Source organism: Streptomyces sp. WAC07094 (assembly GCF_036320405.1).
Lineage (GTDB): Bacteria > Actinomycetota > Actinomycetes > Streptomycetales > Streptomycetaceae > Streptomyces > Streptomyces lannensis.
This window is the reverse complement of the sequence record NZ_JAVMJZ010000001.1, coordinates 1,543,868-1,562,914: the sequence shown is the minus strand read 5'-3', so window position 1 is coordinate 1,562,914 and position 19,047 is coordinate 1,543,868. Positions and strand designations below refer to the sequence as shown.

General features: G+C 70.2%; 15 protein-coding genes. 8 read left to right on the top strand and 7 right to left on the bottom strand.

Features of this window, described 5'->3' with window-relative positions; translation table 11 throughout:
* Nucleotides 1–11: 11 nt before the first annotated feature.
* From RCR19_RS06905 to RCR19_RS06895, 3 genes are all read right to left on the bottom strand, one after another.
* Nucleotides 12–1,499: an FAD-dependent monooxygenase gene (locus RCR19_RS06905; protein ID WP_331264297.1), complete on the bottom strand. Its 1,488-nt coding sequence runs from the start codon at nt 1,497–1,499 to the stop codon at nt 12–14.
* A 315-nt stretch (nt 1,500–1,814) separates the two neighbouring features.
* Nucleotides 1,815–2,666: a hypothetical protein gene (locus RCR19_RS06900; RefSeq protein ID WP_331264296.1), complete on the bottom strand. Its 852-nt coding sequence runs from the start codon at nt 2,664–2,666 to the stop codon at nt 1,815–1,817.
* 129 nt (nt 2,667–2,795) lie between these two features.
* Nucleotides 2,796–3,533, bottom strand: coding sequence for a TetR/AcrR family transcriptional regulator (locus RCR19_RS06895; RefSeq protein WP_331264295.1), 738 nt, complete (start codon nt 3,531–3,533; stop codon nt 2,796–2,798).
* Between the two features lie 119 nt (nt 3,534–3,652).
* Here RCR19_RS06895 and RCR19_RS06890 point away from each other — a divergent pair, with 119 nt between their 5' ends.
* From RCR19_RS06890 to RCR19_RS06875, 4 genes are all read left to right on the top strand, one after another.
* Nucleotides 3,653–4,252 carry an NAD(P)H-dependent oxidoreductase gene (locus tag RCR19_RS06890; RefSeq protein ID WP_331264294.1) on the top strand — a complete coding sequence of 200 codons (600 nt, stop codon included), beginning with the start codon at nt 3,653–3,655 and terminating at the stop codon, nt 4,250–4,252.
* Nucleotides 4,253–4,282: 30 nt separating this feature from the next.
* Nucleotides 4,283–5,863, top strand: a complete 1,581-nt coding sequence (locus RCR19_RS06885; protein ID WP_331264293.1) for an MDR family MFS transporter — start codon at nt 4,283–4,285, stop codon at nt 5,861–5,863.
* Nucleotides 5,864–5,968: 105 nt separating this feature from the next.
* Nucleotides 5,969–7,087: an NADH:flavin oxidoreductase gene (locus RCR19_RS06880; protein ID WP_331264292.1), complete on the top strand. Its 1,119-nt coding sequence runs from the start codon at nt 5,969–5,971 to the stop codon at nt 7,085–7,087.
* Between the two features lie 539 nt (nt 7,088–7,626).
* A complete protein-coding gene (locus RCR19_RS06875) occupies nt 7,627–8,325 on the top strand; it encodes a TNT domain-containing protein (protein ID WP_331264291.1) in 699 nt (232 codons plus the stop codon).
* 126 nt (nt 8,326–8,451) lie between these two features.
* Here RCR19_RS06875 and RCR19_RS06870 read toward each other — a convergent pair whose 3' ends face one another.
* From RCR19_RS06870 to RCR19_RS06860, 3 genes are all read right to left on the bottom strand, one after another.
* On the bottom strand, nt 8,452–10,056 hold the full coding sequence (locus tag RCR19_RS06870) for an MFS transporter (protein WP_331264290.1): 1,605 nt from the start codon (nt 10,054–10,056) through the stop codon (nt 8,452–8,454).
* Nucleotides 10,057–10,307: 251 nt separating this feature from the next.
* Entirely contained in the window at nt 10,308–12,092 is a 1,785-nt protein-coding gene (locus tag RCR19_RS06865; protein ID WP_331269365.1) for an L-lactate permease, read from the bottom strand.
* A gap of 588 nt (nt 12,093–12,680) precedes the next feature.
* Nucleotides 12,681–13,286, bottom strand: coding sequence for a TetR/AcrR family transcriptional regulator (locus tag RCR19_RS06860; protein WP_331264289.1), 606 nt, complete (start codon nt 13,284–13,286; stop codon nt 12,681–12,683).
* A 69-nt stretch (nt 13,287–13,355) separates the two neighbouring features.
* Here RCR19_RS06860 and RCR19_RS06855 point away from each other — a divergent pair, with 69 nt between their 5' ends.
* The gene (locus RCR19_RS06855) at nt 13,356–14,180 is read left to right on the top strand and encodes a class I SAM-dependent methyltransferase (RefSeq protein WP_331264288.1); all 825 of its coding nucleotides are present in this window, start codon (nt 13,356–13,358) and stop codon (nt 14,178–14,180) included.
* Between the two features lie 215 nt (nt 14,181–14,395).
* Here the strand turns inward: RCR19_RS06855 and RCR19_RS06850 are convergent, their stop codons facing one another.
* The gene (locus RCR19_RS06850) at nt 14,396–15,280 is read right to left on the bottom strand and encodes an endonuclease/exonuclease/phosphatase family protein (RefSeq protein WP_331264287.1); all 885 of its coding nucleotides are present in this window, start codon (nt 15,278–15,280) and stop codon (nt 14,396–14,398) included.
* A gap of 784 nt (nt 15,281–16,064) precedes the next feature.
* Between RCR19_RS06850 and RCR19_RS06845 the strand changes: the two genes are divergently transcribed.
* The 3 genes from RCR19_RS06845 (at nt 16,065) to RCR19_RS06835 (ending at nt 19,043) form a co-directional block, all read left to right on the top strand.
* Nucleotides 16,065–17,480, top strand: coding sequence for a cytochrome ubiquinol oxidase subunit I (locus RCR19_RS06845; protein WP_331264286.1), 1,416 nt, complete (start codon nt 16,065–16,067; stop codon nt 17,478–17,480).
* Nucleotides 17,477–18,466, top strand: coding sequence for a cytochrome d ubiquinol oxidase subunit II (locus RCR19_RS06840; RefSeq protein WP_331264285.1), 990 nt, complete (start codon nt 17,477–17,479; stop codon nt 18,464–18,466). The genes RCR19_RS06845 and RCR19_RS06840 overlap by 4 nt, the downstream gene beginning before the upstream one ends.
* 178 nt (nt 18,467–18,644) lie before the next feature.
* Nucleotides 18,645–19,043: a 6-carboxytetrahydropterin synthase gene (locus tag RCR19_RS06835; protein ID WP_220291326.1), complete on the top strand. Its 399-nt coding sequence runs from the start codon at nt 18,645–18,647 to the stop codon at nt 19,041–19,043.
* Nucleotides 19,044–19,047: the final 4 nt, after the last annotated feature.

Here is a 19,047-nt window from a genome sequence, read left to right as displayed (position 1 = left end):
GTCTCTCCTTGTCAGGACTGCTGGATCCGGGACGGACCGAACCAGCGCTCCAGTGCCATGGGCAGGTCGTGATGGCTGCCCGGCGCCGCCCAGGCCACGTGCCCGTCGGGCCGCACCAGTACCGCCGAGGTGTCCGCGAGCGGGCTGCCGGCCGGCGCGCCGTGGGGCTCGGCGGTGACGAGGTCGACCCGGTCCGACCATCCGGCCGCGCGGTCGCGCAGGACGGCGTTGTCCTCCAGGTCGAGGAGCACGCCGCGTCCCGCGCGCAGCAGTTCGGTGCTGCTGGTCTTGCGTCGATCGCCCACCAGTTCCAGGTGCGGCATGCGCAGTCCCAGCAGGGGATGCGGGCCCGGGCCGACGTCGTAGCGGATCTCCAGGCCGCTCACCATCCCGGCGAGGTGGCGGCTGACCTCCTCGTAGTGGATGAGCTCCTTCAGCACGTCGCGCAGCGGCTGGATCTCGTCTCCGGTGAGGAAGAGCAGGCCCTGGGCCTTGGTGTTCATCATCAGCCGCTCGCCGACCGGGTGCCGCTCACCGTGGTAGGTGTCCAGCAGGGCCTCGGGTGCGGTGCCGAGGACCACCGCGGCCAGCTTCCAGCCGAGGTTCACGGCGTCCTGGATGCCGGTGTTCATGCCCTGGCCGCCGGCCGGCAGATGGATGTGCGCGGCGTCCCCGGCGAGCAGTACCCGGCCCCGCCGGTACTCGGTGGCGAGCCGGGTCGCGTCGCCGAACGCACTGACCCACTCGTGCTCGGCGTGCGAGATGTCGATTCCGGTGATCCGCTGCCAGGCCGCCGCCACCTCCGCGTACGAGGGCGGCTCCGTGCGGCGTCGGGGCGGCGTGCCGTGCTCGCAGACGATGATGCGGGTGACGCCGCGGTCGCCGAGCGGGCCGCTCATGACCATGCCGCCGGAGTACGTCTCACCGATCAGCCGCGGCGCGAGGTCCACGCCCTTGATGTCCGCCAGATACATCTCCATGGTCGCGGCGGTGCCCGGGAAGTTGAAGCCGGCCGCCTTGCGCACGGTGCTGCGGCCGCCGTCGCACCCGACGAGGTAGTGCGCGCTCAACCGGACCTCCTCGCCCCCGGGACCGCGCACCTCGACCTCGACGTGGTCGCCGTGGTCGTGCAGCGCGACCAGGTCACGGCCGCGCCGGATGTCGGCGCCGAGTTCGCGGGCCCACTCCTCGAGCATCGTCTCGGTGTCCGACTGGGGGACGGTCTTGGCGGCCTGGTGGATGCTGTCGAGGACGCCGAAGTCGACCGGCAGGCCTCCGAAGTGCCCGGCGTTGCTGGTACCCATGTCGCCGAGGCGGTGCAGGAGTCCGCGCTGGTCGAAGATCTCCATCGTGCGGGTGGTGAAGCCCAGCCCGCGGGACTCGCCGGTGCGCTCCCGAAGCCGGTCCAGCACGATGACATCGACTCCCGCGAGCCGCAGTTCCCCGGCGAGCATGAGTCCGGTGGGACCTGCGCCGGCGACGATGACGGAAGCGTCCATGGATGTGTCCTCCGGGGCGTCGGAATGGGGATACGACGAGGCGGCGCACCGGAAGGGACTTCGGTGCGCCGCCTCTGACGGGTCGTGATATTCGTCCGTGGCCAATGTGTGCCGGATGAATCGGCACAGTGCTGCGGAAGCTAATGAAGAGCTTCTTCGGAATCACGGCCGATGTCAATGCGGATATGACAGTTCGACAACAAGCTTGTGTCAAACCCCTGTCAAGTTGAATTCCTCGGGCAACAAAGAAAAGCTCTGCCAGGTGAATAACCCCTGGCAGAGCTTCTTTTCCGCTTGTTCTGCGGCCCGCGCCGCTCAGGTGCGGACGCCGAGCGACGCGTGGATGTCCTGCTCGTGGTAGTACGTCCGGCCGCCCCGCGCGCGCCGACGCCACCGGTCCTCACTGGCCCGGCGGTACACGCTGCCCGGCGCGATGCCCCAGAGCAGGGCGATGTCCCGGGCGGTCATCCAGCGGACCGCGGGCTCGCGCCGCTCCTGCGCCCCTCCGCCCCGCCGCAGCCACTCCTGACCGGACCACCGGTGCTCGGGATCGGCGTCGCAGCCGACCTCCACCGTGCCCGCGGTGGAGCCGGACCGCGCCGCCGCCAGCAGGACGCCCCGGCACCCCGGCACCACGCAGTCGCCGACCGGGACACGGCGCCGGGGAGCGGGATCGATCACCTGACGGGCCAGGCGCACACACCGGCTGACCTCGTCGGACAGTTCGCCGGCGGCCGGGTGCGAGGCGAGCCAGCCGAGGTGCACGAGCAGAAGTGCGGCGAGCTGGGGCGGGGTGTCGCGCGGAGCGCCGACACCGCGTTCCTCGATCACCAGTGCGGCCCAGGACCGCAGCAGCCCGACGATCGCCGAACGCGCGTCGGCGGCCGCCGTGTTGAAGGGCATGCCCGGCAGCGGGCCGCCGGAGGTGCGATCGCGCGGCCGGTCGGTACCGGTGAGCAGCCGGCCGCACTCGTCGTGCAGCCGCGGCAGCCGCTGAAGATCATGGGTGAGCCGGAGCCGGCAGTTCGGGCAGAGCCGGCTGCCGGCGGCGGCGAGATCGCGGGCCCGGCCCGCCGTTCCGTCGCGCCCGCACGCGGCACCCTCGCACTCCCTCGGTTCGGTCGTCCCGGGTGCTGTCTTCGTGGTGTCCGTGAATCCTTTGGTCATTTCCCCCACCGCCTCGAAGTACGGCGAACCTATTTTGGGGATTCCGGCACGGACAAGCGAAGGCTCGCTACATGTAATTCCTCTGTAGCGAGCCTTCTGTTTTTCTGAGCGACCTGTTCGGGATGTGTCTCAGACCGCAAGACGTGCCGCGATGCCGTCCAGGACGCAGTCCAGACCCGTCTCGAACTGCCACTGCAGATCGTCCTTGCGGTCGGCCTCCCCGATGTAGCGCGCGTACATCGGGAAGCGGCCGGTGCTCATGAGCCAGGTCATCTGCGAGGCGAGTCCCGTCCGGGCCTCCTCGCGGCTGGACCAGCCACGCACCCGCAGCAGTTGGGTCAGCCCGATCTCCGAGTCGACGGCGCCGTGCACATACGCGGTGACGGTGCTGTAGACCGCCATCGCGGTGTCCGCGTCCAGCCCGAGGCCGTCGAGCGCCGCGAGCGCGGCCTCCGGTACGGCCAACTGGTGCGGGGTGGGCGCGCACCAGGTCGCGCGGGTCACCCATGAGTGCCGCAGCAGGACCTCTCTGATACGCAGGGCGAGGGTGCGCATGGTCGTGCGCCAGCCGTCGGTGCCGTCCGGCAGGTCCAGCTCGCCGTAGACGAAGTCGACCATCAGCTCGAGGAGTTCGTCCTTGCCCGTGACATAGCGGTACGCGGCCATGGGGGCGACGCCGAGCTCGGTGGCGAGCCGCCGCATGGTGACCGCGTCGAGGCCCTCGGCGTCGGCGACGCCGACCGCGGTTCTGGCGATCCGCTGGGGGGTGAGGGTGGTGCGGGGGGCCGGCGCGGGGCGTTCGAGGCGTTCCCACACGGAGACGTGGTCCCTGTCCTCGGTCTCTACCTGTCTCTCCTGGGAGGCCATCGCATGGGTTCCTTCCGCCGAACAGTGCTGTGTACAGCGTATCAGCAGTAGACAACGTACACGTGGATGTGTACGTTGTACGTTGAGGATACGTCGTACACAACTGGAGGTGCTTTCCCATGGGCGACGCGACCGGTACCCCCCTGCGGACCGCGGTGATCATCGGCAGTACGCGGGACGGGCGGTTCGGCCCGGTCGTCGCCGACTGGATCACCGGGCACATCGGTGAGCGCGAGGACATGACGGCCGACGTGGTCGACCTCGTCGAGACCCCGCTGCCCACCGTCTTCCCCGCCTTCGGCCAGGCCCCCTCCGAGGAGGTCGTGGCCCGACTCGGTGCGGTGACACCGCGACTGGCCGAGGCCGACGCCTTCGTGATCGTCACCCCGGAGTACAACCACAGCTTCCCGGCGGCGCTGAAGAACGCCCTCGACTGGCACAACGAGCAGTGGCACGCCAAGCCGGTCGGTTTTGTGTCCTACGGCGGCCTCGCGGGCGGCCTGCGCGCGGTCGAGCATCTCCGGGTCGTCCTCGCGGAACTGCACGCGGTGACCATCCGCAACACCGTCAGCTTCCACAACTACGGCGAGATCTTCGGCGCCGACGGCAGGCCGACCGACCCCGGCTGCGAGGTCGCGGCCAAGGCCATGCTCGACCAGCTCACCTGGTGGGCGCACGCCCTTCGCGAGGCCAGGAGCCTGCGCCCGTACGCCGTCTGACGTCCCGCCACTTCTGCCTTGGGGGAAGCCATGAACGACCCCGCGACACCCACCTCCGCGGCCGACCCGCCCGCACTGCCCCGGTTGGGCGTCTTCGGACTGATGCTCGGCATCTTCCTGGCGACCCTCGACGGGCAGATCGTCAGCACCGCGCTCCCCACGATCGTGGGCGACCTCGGCGGACTCGACCACTTCTCCTGGTCGGTGACGGCGTATCTGCTGACCATGGCCGCCTCCACACCCATCTGGGGCAAGCTCGGCGACCTCTACGGCCGCAAGGGCGCCTACACCAGCTCCGTGGTGCTCTTCCTGATCGGCACGGTGCTGTGCGGCCTGGCCCAGAGCATGGGCCAGCTCATCGCCTTCCGGGCCGTCCAGGGCCTCGGTGCGGGCGGACTGATGGTCGGGGCGCTGTCGGTGATCGGCGTGCTGGTACCGCCGCAGGAGCGTGGCCGTATCCAGTCGATGGTGGGGGTCATGCTGCCGGTCGCCTTCGTAGGCGGGCCGCTGCTCGGCGGATTCATCACCGACTACCTGGACTGGCGCTGGACGTTCTACGTCAACGTGCCCATCGGCATCGTCGCCCTGCTGGCCGTCGGCAAGGGCGTGCGGCTGCCCGCGCAGCGGGTAACGGGGCGGGTGGACTACCTCGGCGCGGCCCTGCTCACCAGCGGCATCCTGGCTCTCACCCTGCTCGCGAGCTGGGCCGGCACCACCTACGCCTGGACGTCCTGGCAGATCGCCGTGCTCGCCGTCGTGGTCGTGCTCAGCCTCGCCTGGTTCGTGCGCGTCGAACTGCGTGCCACGGAACCGATCACGCCGCCCCGGCTGTTCACCAGCAGGGAGTTCACCCTCGCACAGGTACTCAGCCTGCTGGTCGGCGCCGTACTCGTCTCCGTCATCAACTACCTCCCGCAGTACATGCAGTTCGTCCAGGGCGCCTCGCCCACGGTCAGCGGCATGCTGATCCTGCCGCTGATGCTCGGCATGCTCACCGCCCAGCTCACCACCGGACGGCTCATGGACCGCGGGGGACTGGACCGCACCGTCCCGCTCACCGGCGGCACCGTCACCGTGGCCGGTGCGATGCTGCTGCTCCTGCTCGGCGCGGACACCCCGCTCGTCGCCGCCTCGGCCCTGACCCTGGTCATCGGGGCAGGCGTCGGCATCCTGATGCAGAGCACCCTGCTCACCACCATGAACAGCGCCGCCCCGCGCGACATGGGCGCCGCCACCGGCACCGTCACCCTGGTGCGCACCATCGGCGGCTCTCTCGGTGTCGCCGTCCTCGGTGCCGTGCACAGCAGCCGCATGGCGGACGTCCTGGCCGAACAGCTGGGCACCGACACGGAGAAGCGGCTGACCGCCGGCGGCGGACTGACCCCGGCCCTGCTGAAGGACATGCCCACCCGCGTGCGCCACACCGTCGAGGACGCGGTCAGCAGCGGACTCCACGGTGTCGTGGTCGGCGCTGCCGTCCTGTCGGTGATCGCGTTCGGCACGGCCTGGTTCATCCGCGTGACCCCGGAACCCGACCCGGCGGCCGCTGCGACGGCGGCCCCGGAAAGCGCACCGGACAAGGACTCCGTCCGCACTCCGCACGTGGACTGAGTGCGGCCCGGCCGCACCCAGGCACCACCTCCCATCCAAGCCGCCGACCGTACGGTGTCATCCCCCGTCGCCGTGCGGTCGGCTCCCAATCGAAGGCGAAGACTGATGCCCGCGAATCCGGTCGAGCGTGCCAGGGACGTCCTGGTCCGTCCCTTCTCCCTGGGTGGTCTCACCCTGCCCAACCGTGTCGTGATGGCTCCGATGACGCGCGAGTTCTCCCCCGGCGGAGTGCCGGGCGAGGACGTGGCGCGGTACTACGCCCGGCGGGCCGCCGGCGGCGTCGGCCTGATCCTCACCGAGGGCACCTACATCGGTCATGACTCGGCGGGCACCAGCGCCCGGGTACCGCACTTCCACGGCGACGAGGCGCTGGCCGGCTGGTCCGCGGTGGCCGAGGCGGTCCACCGGGCGGGCGGCCGGATCATGCCCCAGCTGTGGCATGTCGGCATGGACCGCACCGCCGGCAATCCTCCGGTGCCGGGGGCCCCGGCGATCGGTCCCTCCGGTATCGCCCTGGACGGCGCGCGCTCGGGCCACACGATGACCCAGGCCGACATCGACAACGTGGTCGCCGCCTATGCGACGGCCGCGGCCGCGGCCGAGGCACTCGGCTTCGACGGTGTGGAGATCCACGGCGGCCACGGTTATCTGGTCGACCAGTTCCTGTGGGCCCACACCAACCGGCGCACCGACGGCTACGGCGGTGATGTCGCCCGCCGCACCCGGTTCGCGGCCGAGATCGTGGCCGCCTGCCGCTCGGCCGTGTCGGCGGAGTTCCCGATCTCGTTCCGGTTCTCCCAGTGGAAGGTGAACCACTACCCGGCCCGGATCGCCGAGACGCCGCAGGAACTGGAGACCATCCTCGGTCTGCTGGCCGAGGCTGGCGCCGACATCTTCCACTGCTCGACCCGGCGCTTTCACCTCTCCGAGTTCGAGGGCTCCGACCTCAACCTCGCGGGCTGGGCGAAGAAGGTGTCGGGGAAGCCCGCCATCAGCGTGGGCTCGGTGGGCCTGAGCAATGAGTTCCTCCAGGTGTTCCAGGGGGAGCAGGCGAGCGTCACCGACATCGTGGAGCTGCTCGACCGCATGGAGCGGGAGGAGTTCGACCTCGTCGCGGTCGGCCGTGCCCTTCTCGGCGACCCGGAGTGGCTGATGAAGGTCCTCGCCGGACGTACCGAGGAACTTAACCCCTTCCACGTGGGACTCGTCGGCAGCCTCCATTGATCCCCGCGGTCGCACGCCCGACGGCGGGCCACTGATTCCCGTCGCTCCGGAGACGGCGCCGGAGCGACGGGGCATGCGGGCAACACGGAACGAGCGGTCCAGTGGCCGCCGTGGGCCGCGGAGTCCGCGGTGAGGGCGGGTCGGCGGTGAGGCGCGGGTCCGCCGCGCGCTCGGTGGCGGCGGACGTTCACGCATCCGGTATCGCCAGGGACCTCGGCCTCAGGGTCGGGGTCCCTGGCGCTTTTGCGGGGGATCCGGTACGGGCGGCGATGCGGCGGGGCCACCATGACGTCCGCCGCGCAGCGGTACCCAGGGGCCGATCCCGGTGCGCCCACGGTGAGTTCGCTGCTCGGCTGTTCGAGGTCTTTCCTTGCGCCGTTCAGGGGGCCCGCCGGTGCGATCTCGGCCCCACCTTCGTTCGGCGCGCATTGACTGCCCCCTGCCGCGCGGCAGGGATCCGTTTGTCGCAGCCCTCTTCGCGGTCAACCGTCATGACCGCGTAGGCGGTGCCGGCCGGCACCGCAAGAGAAGGGACTCGAATGCGCGTACTGCGACTGCGGCGTCTCGCACTGAGCGCACTTGCGTCAGCGCTCTTTCTGGTCGGAGCCGCCCCGGCCACCGTCCAGGCCGACGAAGTCCGTGTCCAACGGGCCGCCCGCGACTGCCCGATCACCCATCGGTCGGCCAGTACGACGATTGCTCCGCCGACGGGGCTGCAGAACTACTACCACAACGACTGGCGGCTCGGGCCCAGCCGGCTGCCCCGGACCGGGCCGATCGGAAGGATGCTTCGGGGCTACCACCCGGAGGACAGCACATCGCAGTACTGGTTCCTGGGCTGCTACTGGCAGACGAACCAGCAGAACCAGTCCGGTTGGTGGTACCCGGACAACAACGGGTTCGTGCTCCGCAACGGTCGTCCGGTCCAGTCGACGAGGACGCTCAAGGTGGGGCAGCTGGTCGACCTCTTCGGCAGGGGTACCGGCAACTTCCTTGCGCCCGCGGGCACGCCCTACGCGAAGCGCGCGCTGCCGCCGACCAACCTCGACGAGTACGACCCGGCCGCTCCCGCGTACAACTACCACCTCTACCGCGTCATCAAGGCGTTCACCGTGCAGGCCGGGCCCATCAGGCCCTGGTTCGGCCAGCCGGGGCTCGGCGAGCAGTACGTGACGAGTGTCACCATCCCCACCCTGATCGACACGCAGAACCTGGAAGAGATCGTCCCGAGGGGATAGAACCTCTTGAACGGTGCCCGGGGCGCGCCACTCGCGCCCCGGCCCCGATCGAAAACCTCCGGCCGTGCCCCGGCCCGGGCGTGCGCTCACCGGGCAACCGCCGACCGCCCGGCCCCTGGTCCGAGGTCAGCCGCCGGCCGTCGCCGACCCGGCCGGGAGCAGGTGCCGCAGTCGCGGCTCGGTGCGCGACAGGGACCGCACCCGCTCCAGGACCTCCTGGTCGAAGCCGGTGGTCCGTTCATGATGCTGCCTCAGGTGCTCGTCCCAGCTGGGCACCTCGAAGACCTCGTACACCTTCACCGGGTCCGCCGCGTCCTGGTACAACCGCCAGCGGGTCGCTCCGGTGCGGCGGCGGGAGCGGGACAGCCGCTCGGCCGCCGTGAGGAACTCGGACAGTTCCTCGGGGTCCACCTCGTAGACGACCTCCACCAGCACGGGGCCCGTGTCGCCGACGGTGTCGAAGACCAGGGCGGGCTCCGGCCAGTGGGCGGAGACGGTCCGGTCGAGCGTGCCGGTGTCGGGCAGCAGCGGGAGCAGCGGCAGGCTCGCCGCTGCGGCCACCAGCAGCAGGCCGGCCAGCACCAGTGCCCCTTGGGCGCCCAGCGGACGCGCGACGAACCCCCAGAGCAGCGAGCCGACGCCCTGACCGCCGAGGAAGACGATCAGATAGACCGCGAGCGCGCGGGCCCGGACCCAGGCGGGGAGCGTCAGCTGCATGGAGGTGTTCAGCGTCGACAGGGTGACCAGCCACCCCGATCCCGTCACGACGGACACCGCGGTGACGACGAGCAGGCTGGTGGAGTAGGCCGTGACCAGTACGCCGGCGCCGTAGAGCAGTCCTGAGGACAAGAGAAGTTGATTGCCAGTCAGCTTTTTGCGCAGCCGGCCCATGCCCAGCGCCCCGGCCACCGCGCCCGCCCCGAGTGCGGCGAGCAGCAGGCCGTAGCCGCCGGAGCCCTGGTGCAGACGCACGCTGGCGATCACGGGCAGCAGGGCCCACAGGGCGCTGGCAGGCAGGACGAACAGGGCGGCCCGCCACAGGATCCGGCGCACGCCCGGGGCATGGCGCACATAGCGGCCCCCTGCGTGCAGGGCGGCGACGACCGCCTCGGGCGCGGCGCGCTCCTCCCCGCTCCGGCGCCAGCGCAGCAGCGCCAGGATCACGGCGGTGAACGACACCGCGTTGATGCCGAACAGCACCCAGGTGGAGGTGAACGTGAGCAGCAGGCCCGCGAGGGCGGGGCCGACCGCGCGCGCCACGTTGACGCTGAGGCTCCCCAGAGCGGCCGCGGCCGGGATCTGCTCCCTGGGGACCAGCTCGGGCTGGATCGCCTGCCACGCAGGATTGCCGACGGCCTGCCCGCAACCGAGCAGGAAGGTGAAGGCGATGAGGACGGCGGGAGTGGTCCGACCGGTGGCGGTGAGCAACGTCAGCAGCGCGGCGAGCACCGTCATCGCGCTCTGCACGCCGATGAGCAGCCGACGCCGATCCAGGACGTCGGCGAGCACGCCCGCGGGGAGCGACACGAACATCACCGGCAGCAGGCTCGCCGCCTGCACGAGCGAGACCCAGGTGGCGGCGCCCGGGCGGTGCACCAGCATCCACTGTGCTCCCACGGCCTGCATCCAGCCGCCGACGGCCGAGCCCAACTGGGCGGCCCAGAGCATGCGGTAGGTCGGATCTCCCAGAGGCCCACCACTGACACGGGTGCGTTGCCGGATCGCGCTCACCGCCCCATCCAACCACCTCGCTTTCGCCTCGCCGGCCGAACCGACCGCTCGTCGGGGCCCTGGACCCCCTGCCCGCCGAACCTCGCGCGGCTCATGGGCCGCAGGAACAGAAGGGTTCGCACAATCCGGGTGTTCCTCCCCGTCCCGCCGAGGTGAGCTTCCACCGTCGGCGGGGCGACCCGTCGGCCACACACCATGACCTCACGCCAGTGGCGTTGCCGTACTGACGGGGCCTCGGACCGACGCCTTCGTCAGGGAGTGCTCGCCGGTGTGTCCACGACCATCCAGTCGAGCACCGGGGTGCTCTGCAGATAGACCAGCACGCACATGAAGAGCATGAAGACCACGCTCCACACGATGACCCGGCGGAAGAGGATCCCTTCGCGGCCCTCGAAGCCGACCGCGGCCGCGGCGATGGCGAGGTTCTGCGGCGAGATCATCTTGCCGAGCACACCACCCGAGGAGTTGGCCGCGGCCATGAGGGTCGGCGACAGGCCGGCCTGGTGGGCGGCGGTGATCTGGAGGGCGCCGAAAAGGGAGTTGGACGAGGTGTCGGATCCGGTGACGGCAACGCCCAGCCAGCCGAGGATCGGTGAGAGGAAGGCGAAGGCGCCGCCGGCCCCGGCCACCCACAGACCCAGCGTCGTGGTCTGGCCGGACTCGTTCATGATGTAGCCGAGCCCCAGCACCAGCATGACGGTGAGCACCGCGAACTTCAGCTGGTCCAGGGTGCGTCCGTAGGCGCGCAGGGCGCGGCGCGGCCCGACCTGGATGAGCACCATGCTGATCAGTCCGGCGATCAGCAGCAGACTCCCGGCCGCCGAAAGGTAGTTGAGCTTGAAGGTGGTGGCGACCGGGTCGCCGTTCGCCTTGAGGATGTGCAGCCCGGGCCAGTTGACGATGTGCGTCACCGACTCCAGACCGGTACCGGTGGCGCCGACGCCGGTCGGCGGCTTTCCGGTGATCGCCGGAACCCGGGTGGCCAGTACGAACACCACGATGATGGCAAGGTAGGGCGCATACGCCTTGAAGACGTCCAGCGGCGAGTCGTGTATGTCGCGGTCGGCGTCCGCGCGGGCCCGGGTCAGCACCTGGCTGTCCGCGGACTCGTCGCGGCCAGGGGCCGGTTCGCCCCCGGGGGTGTGCGGCCCGCTGGAGCCGCCGTCGGCGCCGTCGAGTCCTTCGTCCTCGTCGCGTTCCTGGTACGTCTCCTCGGCGTGCCACAGACGGGTGAACACCAGGACCGCCAGCGCGGAGGCGAGCGCGGCGACGATGTCGGCGAGCGGCACGGACCAGAAGTTCGAGGACAGGTACTGGAACACCGCGAAGGACACGCCGCAGACCACCGCCGGCGGCCAGGTCTGCCGCAGCCCCCTGCGGCCGTCCACGATGAACACCAGAGCCAGCGGCACGAACAGGGCCAGAATCGGGGTCTGCCGGCCGACCATCGCGCCGAGGTCGTCCACGGGCAGGCCGGTGACGCCGGCCAGTGTGGTGATCGGCACGGCGATCGCGCCGAACGCGACGGGTGCGGTGTTGGCGACCAGGGCGACCGTGGCCGCCTTGAGCGGCTTGAAGCCCAGGGCGATCAGCATGACCGCGCTGATCGCGACGGGGGTGCCGAAACCGGCCAGCGCCTCCATGAGGGCGCCGAAGGAGAAGGCGATGATGATCGCCTGTACCCGCTGGTCGTCGCTGATGGACGCGAACGACCGGCGCAGTACGTCGAAGTGACCGGTCTCCACGGTGAGGTTGTAGATCCAGATCGCGTTGATGACGATCCACATGATCGGGAAGAAGCCGAACGCGGCTCCCAGCAGGCCGCTGTTGAGCGCGTCGGCGACCGGCATCGAGTACACGGCGACCGCGAGTACCACGGCGACGACGAGGGAGATCAACGAGGCGAGCCACGCCTTCATCCGCACCACGCCGAGCAGGACGAAGAGGACCAGCAGCGGAAGGATTGCGACGATGGACGACAGCCCGAGCGAATCGCCCACCGGACTGTAGTCCTGCTGATAGTTGGCGAGGAACATGTAGCACCCTTTTTCTACGACGCCGGAGATGAGGGGGCCGCGCCACGGATCGGCACCGTGGTGGTCGGGGGGGATGGCGTACATGACGACGTCGCCGGGAACGCGGGCGCGCCCTTGGGCGACTGTCGTGCGGGGACGCCGCGGACGGCGGCATCGAGCACCTGCACGGTGGGGGCGAGGGGCATTCTTCGCACATGCGGGCGGACGTGGTCGCGACCTGTATCCAGCACCCGGGGGCGGCGGTCAGTCCCCGACGTGCCCCGGGAGCAGGTGGCCGGCACCGCCTTGGTCCTGCGTTCACCGGGACCGCGGGCCCCGTGACGCAACAGGTGGCACGTTCCGGCGCTCGCTCCCACGCGGACGCGGGATCTGATGCGGTGTCCCATGCGGGTACTCCGAGTTGGCGACGAGGTCGATTCCACTACTCGGTAGACACCAACCGAATGGTGGAAGAATGCAGTGGTGCCGGAGCTGTGTCAAGGGTCACACGTGACCTGGGTGCAGCCGCGCTCCCGCCAGAACAAGGGGTGTGCGGGAACGGGTCCGCCGCCGGGGGCCGTCGCCCTGAAACGGAGGAGGTCGCGGACGTCAGCGCGCGGGTCGCCGGTGTACGGCGCCGGTGACGACGGACGTCACGAACCTGTGGACGGCCGCGGTTACCGGTGGGCCCGGTTCGCGGTCCGTGAACAGCAGATGCCCGCCGCCGACCAGGGAAAGGGTGAGTGAGTCGATGTCGGCGTCGACTGCGATGCGGCCCAGATCGCGCTCGTCCGCAAGGTAGGCGGAGACGGCGGTCGTGGCCTGGGCGAGGATCGCGACGCCGCCGCCGGGCGTGGCGTGCCGCAGCCGCTCGCGCAGCTGGTCCCGGAAGGTGACGAGCGGGATGATCGCCATCGGGATCGGTCCGAACAGGACGGTCAGCGCGCCGGTGAGGTTGTCGACGACCGTCCCGGTGCCGGCGGACTCCCGCAGCGCAACCGCCTGCGACTCGAGCTGCGCGGCCCGGTCGAGTACGAGATCGGTGAGGAAGGCGCCGAAGTCCGCGAAGTGACGGTGCAGGACTCCCTTGGCGCAGCCCGCCTCGTCGGTGACGGCCCGGCTGGTCAGCGCGTTCGGACCGTCCCGCAGCAGGACGCGTTCGGCGGCGTCGAACAGCTGCTGCCGCGCGTCTCGAAGATGCACCCCGGTCGGCACTCGCCGTCCTCTCGTGTCGGCCCGCCCGCGGCCATGGCCCAGTGGGCATGCGCCCACTAAGGTGGGCGCATGCCCACTCTACCGCGAGAGCAGCCTGAACCCTCCTCGCCGGAGCCGTACAAGGCCCGGCGGACGGCCGAGTCGTTCGGCGTGGACGCGCAACGCTACGACCGAGCCAGGCCCGGTTATCCGGAGGCGCTGGTGGCACGGATCGTCGCCGCCGGCCCGGCGCCCGACGTGCTCGACGTCGGCTGCGGCACCGGCATCGCGGCTCGTCAGTTCCAGGCGGCAGGGTGCGCCGTACTCGGTGTTGAGCCCGATGTGCGGATGGCGGAGTTCGCGCAGGCGCGCGGGCTGCAGGTCGAGGTCGCGACTTTCGAGACATGGCAGCCGGCGGGCCGGACGTTCGACGCCGTCGTAGCCGCCCAGTCGTGGCACTGGGTGGATCCGGTCGCCGGCGCCGTGAAGGCGGCACGGATACTGCGACCAGGGGGACGGTTGGCGATCTTCGGGCATGTGTATGAGCCGCCCGCCGAGGTGTCCGGGCCCTTCGCCGCCGCCTACCGGCGAGTCGTTCCCGACTCCCCGTTCGACGGCGGACAGGACCGACGGCCCGTCGACCTCTATGAGGTGATGTACGCGCAGTTCGCCGACAGGGTCCGGGAGACCGGACAGTTCGACGAACCCGAGTTGTGGCGATTCGACTGGCAGCGGCCCTACACCCGGGACCAGTGGCTGGATCTGCTGCCCACCACCGGGGGCCTCACCCGGCTCCGCCCCGATCGGCTGGCCGAGGTGCTGGACGCCGTCGGGGGTGCGATCGACGCCCTGGGTGGACGCTTCACCATGAACTACACGACCCTGGCGGCGACCGCCGTACGCGCCGCCTCTTGAGTCGGCCGGCGCCATCGCCGCCGGCCGAGGAATCGGCGATGCCTGCCTGCGATGGACCGGGGGCGGAGACATGGTCGAGAACCGCTGTTCCGCGGTCCCGGCATCGTCCGGTGGGCGCGGCCGGATCTGCGCCCACCGGGCGACGACGTTCGGCATGCGCACCCCGACGGACCCGGTTCCAACAGGAGTCGGAGTGCGCTCTGGACCGGCGAGGGTCAGATGCCGCGCCGGCGGAGCAGCAGGTCGGCGACGACCGGCCGGTGGTCCGAGGCCGCGGTCTCCTCCTCGCGGGTGCCGGTCACGGTGACCTCGGGGGAGACGGACACGACATCGATGCGCTTGACCGGGGTGATCGCCGGGTACGATTTTCCGCCCTGCGGGGCGGCGTCGGCGAGGGGTCCCCACAGCTTCGCCAACTCGGGGGCGCCGGGCTCGGCGTTGAAGTCACCGACGAGGATCTTCGGCCCGGAGTCCTCGGCGAGGATGCCCAACATGTCGTCGACCTGCGTCCGCCTGACGGTCGGGTCGGCGCGGTAGTCCAGGTGCGTCGAGTAGACGTGCACAGCGGTCCCGCGAACCCGGAGCGTCACCTCCGCGAAGCCCGGGGCAGGGGCCGGCACCGGGTTGGGGTCCTGGGTGGACAGTCGTGTGATCTCGTGGTTCTCCGCGCGCACGATCGGGTGGCGGCTCAGGATCGCGACACCGTACTGGCGCCGCTCCGTGTGCTCCGGCGCGGGAGGCAGGTCGTAGATCGGGGCGAAGAAGACACGCATGTGCAGGCGTGCCGCCAACTCATGCGCCTCGTCGGTGAAGTTGCTCCGCGCGTCCCAGTGCACGTCGACCTCCTGGAGGCCGATCACATCGGCATGGAGGGCCCGGACGGCATCGGCGGTGCGGTCGAGGTCGAAGACGTTGTCCTCGCCGGCCCCCGCGTGGATGTTGTACGTGGCCACCCGCAGCGGCACACTCCGGGGCGCCTGCTCGGCAGTGGTCGACGGGCGGGCCGTGGCCACGCCGGGTGATGTCGCACCGAGCGCCACGAAGGCGAGAACGCCGGCGGCCAGTGACCGGTAAACAGACAATCGATTCGCGTGTTTCACCCAGTGCTCCAGATGCTCGACGGACTGATGACATGCTGCGGGCGTGGGAGACGGGACGAACGCCGACCGCCGGGGAGACGTCTCCCGGCTGCCGCGCGCATCCGTACCCGCCTGTTCGGCCCGGGCGATCATCGCGGGATCGGGTGACGGGGTTGCGCCACACGCTCAAAAAAATCGTGCTGACCCTGTGTCCGACAGCGAACGAACTCCCCTGCGTCCGCCCGTCAGGGCACCCTGCTGTCCGCCGCTGCCGCGGCGGGCGCTGTCGACGCCGCCCTGCCGACCCTCGCCGAGAGCGGACTGCCCCCGACGGACGTCCACGGCCCCTGTTCGGCATCGTCGGCCTCGACGGCCGGCTGGACTGGTCGCAGGAGTACACGAGGTCCACCCCGGTCGGGTCCGCGACGGATTGACCGTCCGGACGACGCGCATCGAGTGGAGTTCGTACACGACGGTGCTTTCGTTCATGCCTTTGCGGTGAGCCGCCGAGTCGCTGTCTATCATCGACCACGAACGGCACGGCATTCTCGCGATCAATGGGACAAGGGACGGTCCGTTGAACGGACAGCGGAAAGGGCGGGGAGACGCGGCCACCGGCCGGGCGATATGACAGGCCTGCACCTGGACATATCAGTAGCACCGACGCTGACGACCTCTCGGCCGGTCGGCCTCGGGACTTTCGCCGCCCGGCGGGGTTCGCCTGCACAGGGATTCCGGCATCATCAGCCGTCTTCCGGCGTGACATGCGAATGGTCCGCCGCCGTCCGAGCCGGAGAGAGAATTCATGACGCTGTCTGCCCTGCTGGGAGCCGTCGACCCGCCACAACTCCTCCCCGCGCGTGAGCAGATGGCCTTCACCCTGGGCTTCCACATCATTCTGGTGCCCTTCGGCGTCGCATTCACCTTCATGATGCTGATCTGCCAGTACCGCGGGCTGCGCCGCGGCGATCAGCAAGCGCTCCTCCTGGCGCAGCGATGGTCCAAAGTGGCCGCCGTTCTGTTCGCGGTCGGGGCCGTTTCGGGAACGGTGCTGACTTTTGAATTGGGCCTTCTCTGGCCCGGGCTCATGGGCAAGTACGGTTCGGCGTTCGGATTTCCGTTCGCCATCGAAGGGCTTTTCTTCTTCCTCGAAGCCATCTTCATGGCCATCTACATCTACGGCTGGAAGCGGCTGCCCCCATGGCCACACTTCTTCACCGGCGTCGTGGTCACCCTGTCGGGCGTGGGCGGAACGGCGTCCGTCATCGCGGCCAACAGCTGGATGAACCAGCCGGCCGGCATCGTCGTGAAGAACGGGCGTGTGGTGGACGTGATCCCGTCCAAGGTCTTCTTCAACGGGGCCTTCTGGTGGGAGATGGTGCACATGCTCCTCGCGGCCTACATCGTCGCGGGGTTCATGGTCGCCGGGGTGTACGCATGGGACCTGCTCAAGGGCCGTCGCGACCACTACCACCGGCTCGGGTTCCTCGTCCCCTTCACGGTCGCCGCGATCGCCATGCCGCTGCAGTTCCTCGTCGGGGACACCATCGCGCGCCAGGTCTTCGACAGGGAACCGGCCAAGTTCGCCGCCATCGAGATGGTGCCGACCACCGGCACCCATGTCCCGGAGATCCTCGGCGGCGTCTATATCGACGGCGAGGTGCGCTACGGCATTCCGCTCCCCGGTGTCGCGTCGATCCTCGCCGGTTTCCGTCCCTCCACCCCCATCAAGGGGCTCGACGCGATCCCGCCGGACGTACGCCCTGACGACGCGGTGGTCAGCGTCGTCCATCTCGCCTTCGACGTGATGGTCGGCACGGCGTCACTCCTGCTCCTGCTGGCCCTGTGGTTCGCCTGGCTGTGGTGGCGGCGGCGCGAGGTGCCGACGAACCCATGGTTCCTGCGCAGTGCGGCCGTCGCCGGTCTGGTCTCGCTGCTGTCGCTGGAGAGCGGCTGGGTGGTGACCGAGGTCGGCCGGCAGCCCTGGACCGTCGTGGGGCTCCTGCTCACTCGGGACGCGGTCGCCACGCAGGGCAATCTGTGGCCGCTGTTCGCCACGGTCCTCGCGATCTATTTCTGCGTCGGTGCCGGTGCCCTGTTCGTGCTCCGGACCATGCGCCGCCGTTGGGCGGAGGAAGGAACCGATGCCGTGGCGGTCCCGTACGGCCCCCGGCCGGCACCGGCGATGAACGGGCGCACCTCCGGAGCTGATGACGCATGAGCACTGTGATCGCCGTGATCCTGTTCGTCGGTGTCATCGCCTACGCCCTCTTCGGCGGGGCCGACTACGGAGCCGGCTTCTGGGATCTGACGGCCGGGGGCGAGACGCGGGGACACCGCGTCCGCGAGCTGATCAACCTCTCCCTCAGCCCCGTGTGGGAGGCCAACCACACATGGCTGGTCTTCTGTCTCGTCACGATCTGGACCGGCTTTCCCCGGGCCTTCACCGCCATCACCACGACCTTGTACATCCCACTGGGACTTGCGGCGCTGGGGATCGTCGCCAGAGGAGCCGGCTTCGCCTTCCGTCATGCACTGACCGAGCGTCAGGCACAGCGCGTCAGCGGTATCGCGTTCGCCTGTTCGTCGGTGCTCACCCCGTTCTTCTTCGGGACCATCGCGGGCGGGATCGCCTCGGGGCGCGTGCCGTCGGCGGGGCACGGTGACGCGCTGTCCAGCTGGCTCAACCCGACCTCCGTCCTCGGCGGGGTCCTCGCGGTCACCGTCTGCGCCTACCTCGCCGCCGTGTTCCTGACCGGGCAGGCCCAACGTCGAGCGGACGCCTCCCTGGAGCACGCATGCCGCCTGAGAGCCTTCGCGGCGGGCGTCGGCGGGGGAGTGGTGGCCCTGGTCGGCGTGTACGTCCTGTACTCGGACGCCCCGCGTCTGTTCCACCAGTTGAGGACGGTGGGCGCGCCGCTCCTGGCCGTCTCGGGCCTGTGCGGTCTCGCCGCGCTGATCCTGTTGCACCGGGGCCGTCCGCCCGTGGTACGCGCCCTGGCGGCCCTCGCGATCGCCACCGTCGTCGCCGGATGGGGAGTCGCCCAGTATCCGTACCTCCTGGGCACCCACCTGACGATCCAGCAGGCGGCCGCGCCGTCGGCCACCCTGTGGGTGCTGCTCGTGGTCTCCTGCGTGGCGGCCGCCCTGATCGCGCCTTCGCTCGTCCTGCTCTACACGCTTCAGCTGCAACGCAAACTCGGCTGACCGCACCGGGTGCGGTACGCCCTCTTCACCCGCTCCGACCGATCCGGCCGCCGGAAGTCCGTCCGACCTGCACGGGAGAAGAGCGGGACGGCTGAAGCACGGGCACAGGCGACGTGTTACAAGTGTCCCCTGGCAGGCAGCAACAGGAGATCAGTCGTACCACCCGGAGGGCCGTCCGTTGTTCAGCATCACCGTTCGCGATCACATCATGGTCGCCCACAGCTTCCGCGGCGAGGTGTTCGGGCCCGCGCAGCGGTTGCACGGTGCCACGTTCCTCGTCGACGCGACGTTCCGGCGGGAGGAGTTGGACGACGACAACATCGTCGTCGACATCGGGCTGGCCACGAAGGAACTGGGCGCGGTCGTGGGTGAGCTCAACTACCGCAATCTCGACGACGAGCCGGACTTCGCCGGGATCAACACCTCGACGGAGTTCCTGGCGAAGGTGATCGCCGACCGGCTCGCGGAGCGCATCCACAAGGGTGCGCTCGGGGAGGGTGCCAAGGGCATCGCCACCCTCGCCGTGACCCTGCACGAGTCCCATGTCGCCTGGGCGGGTTATGAACGTGCTCTGTGATCGG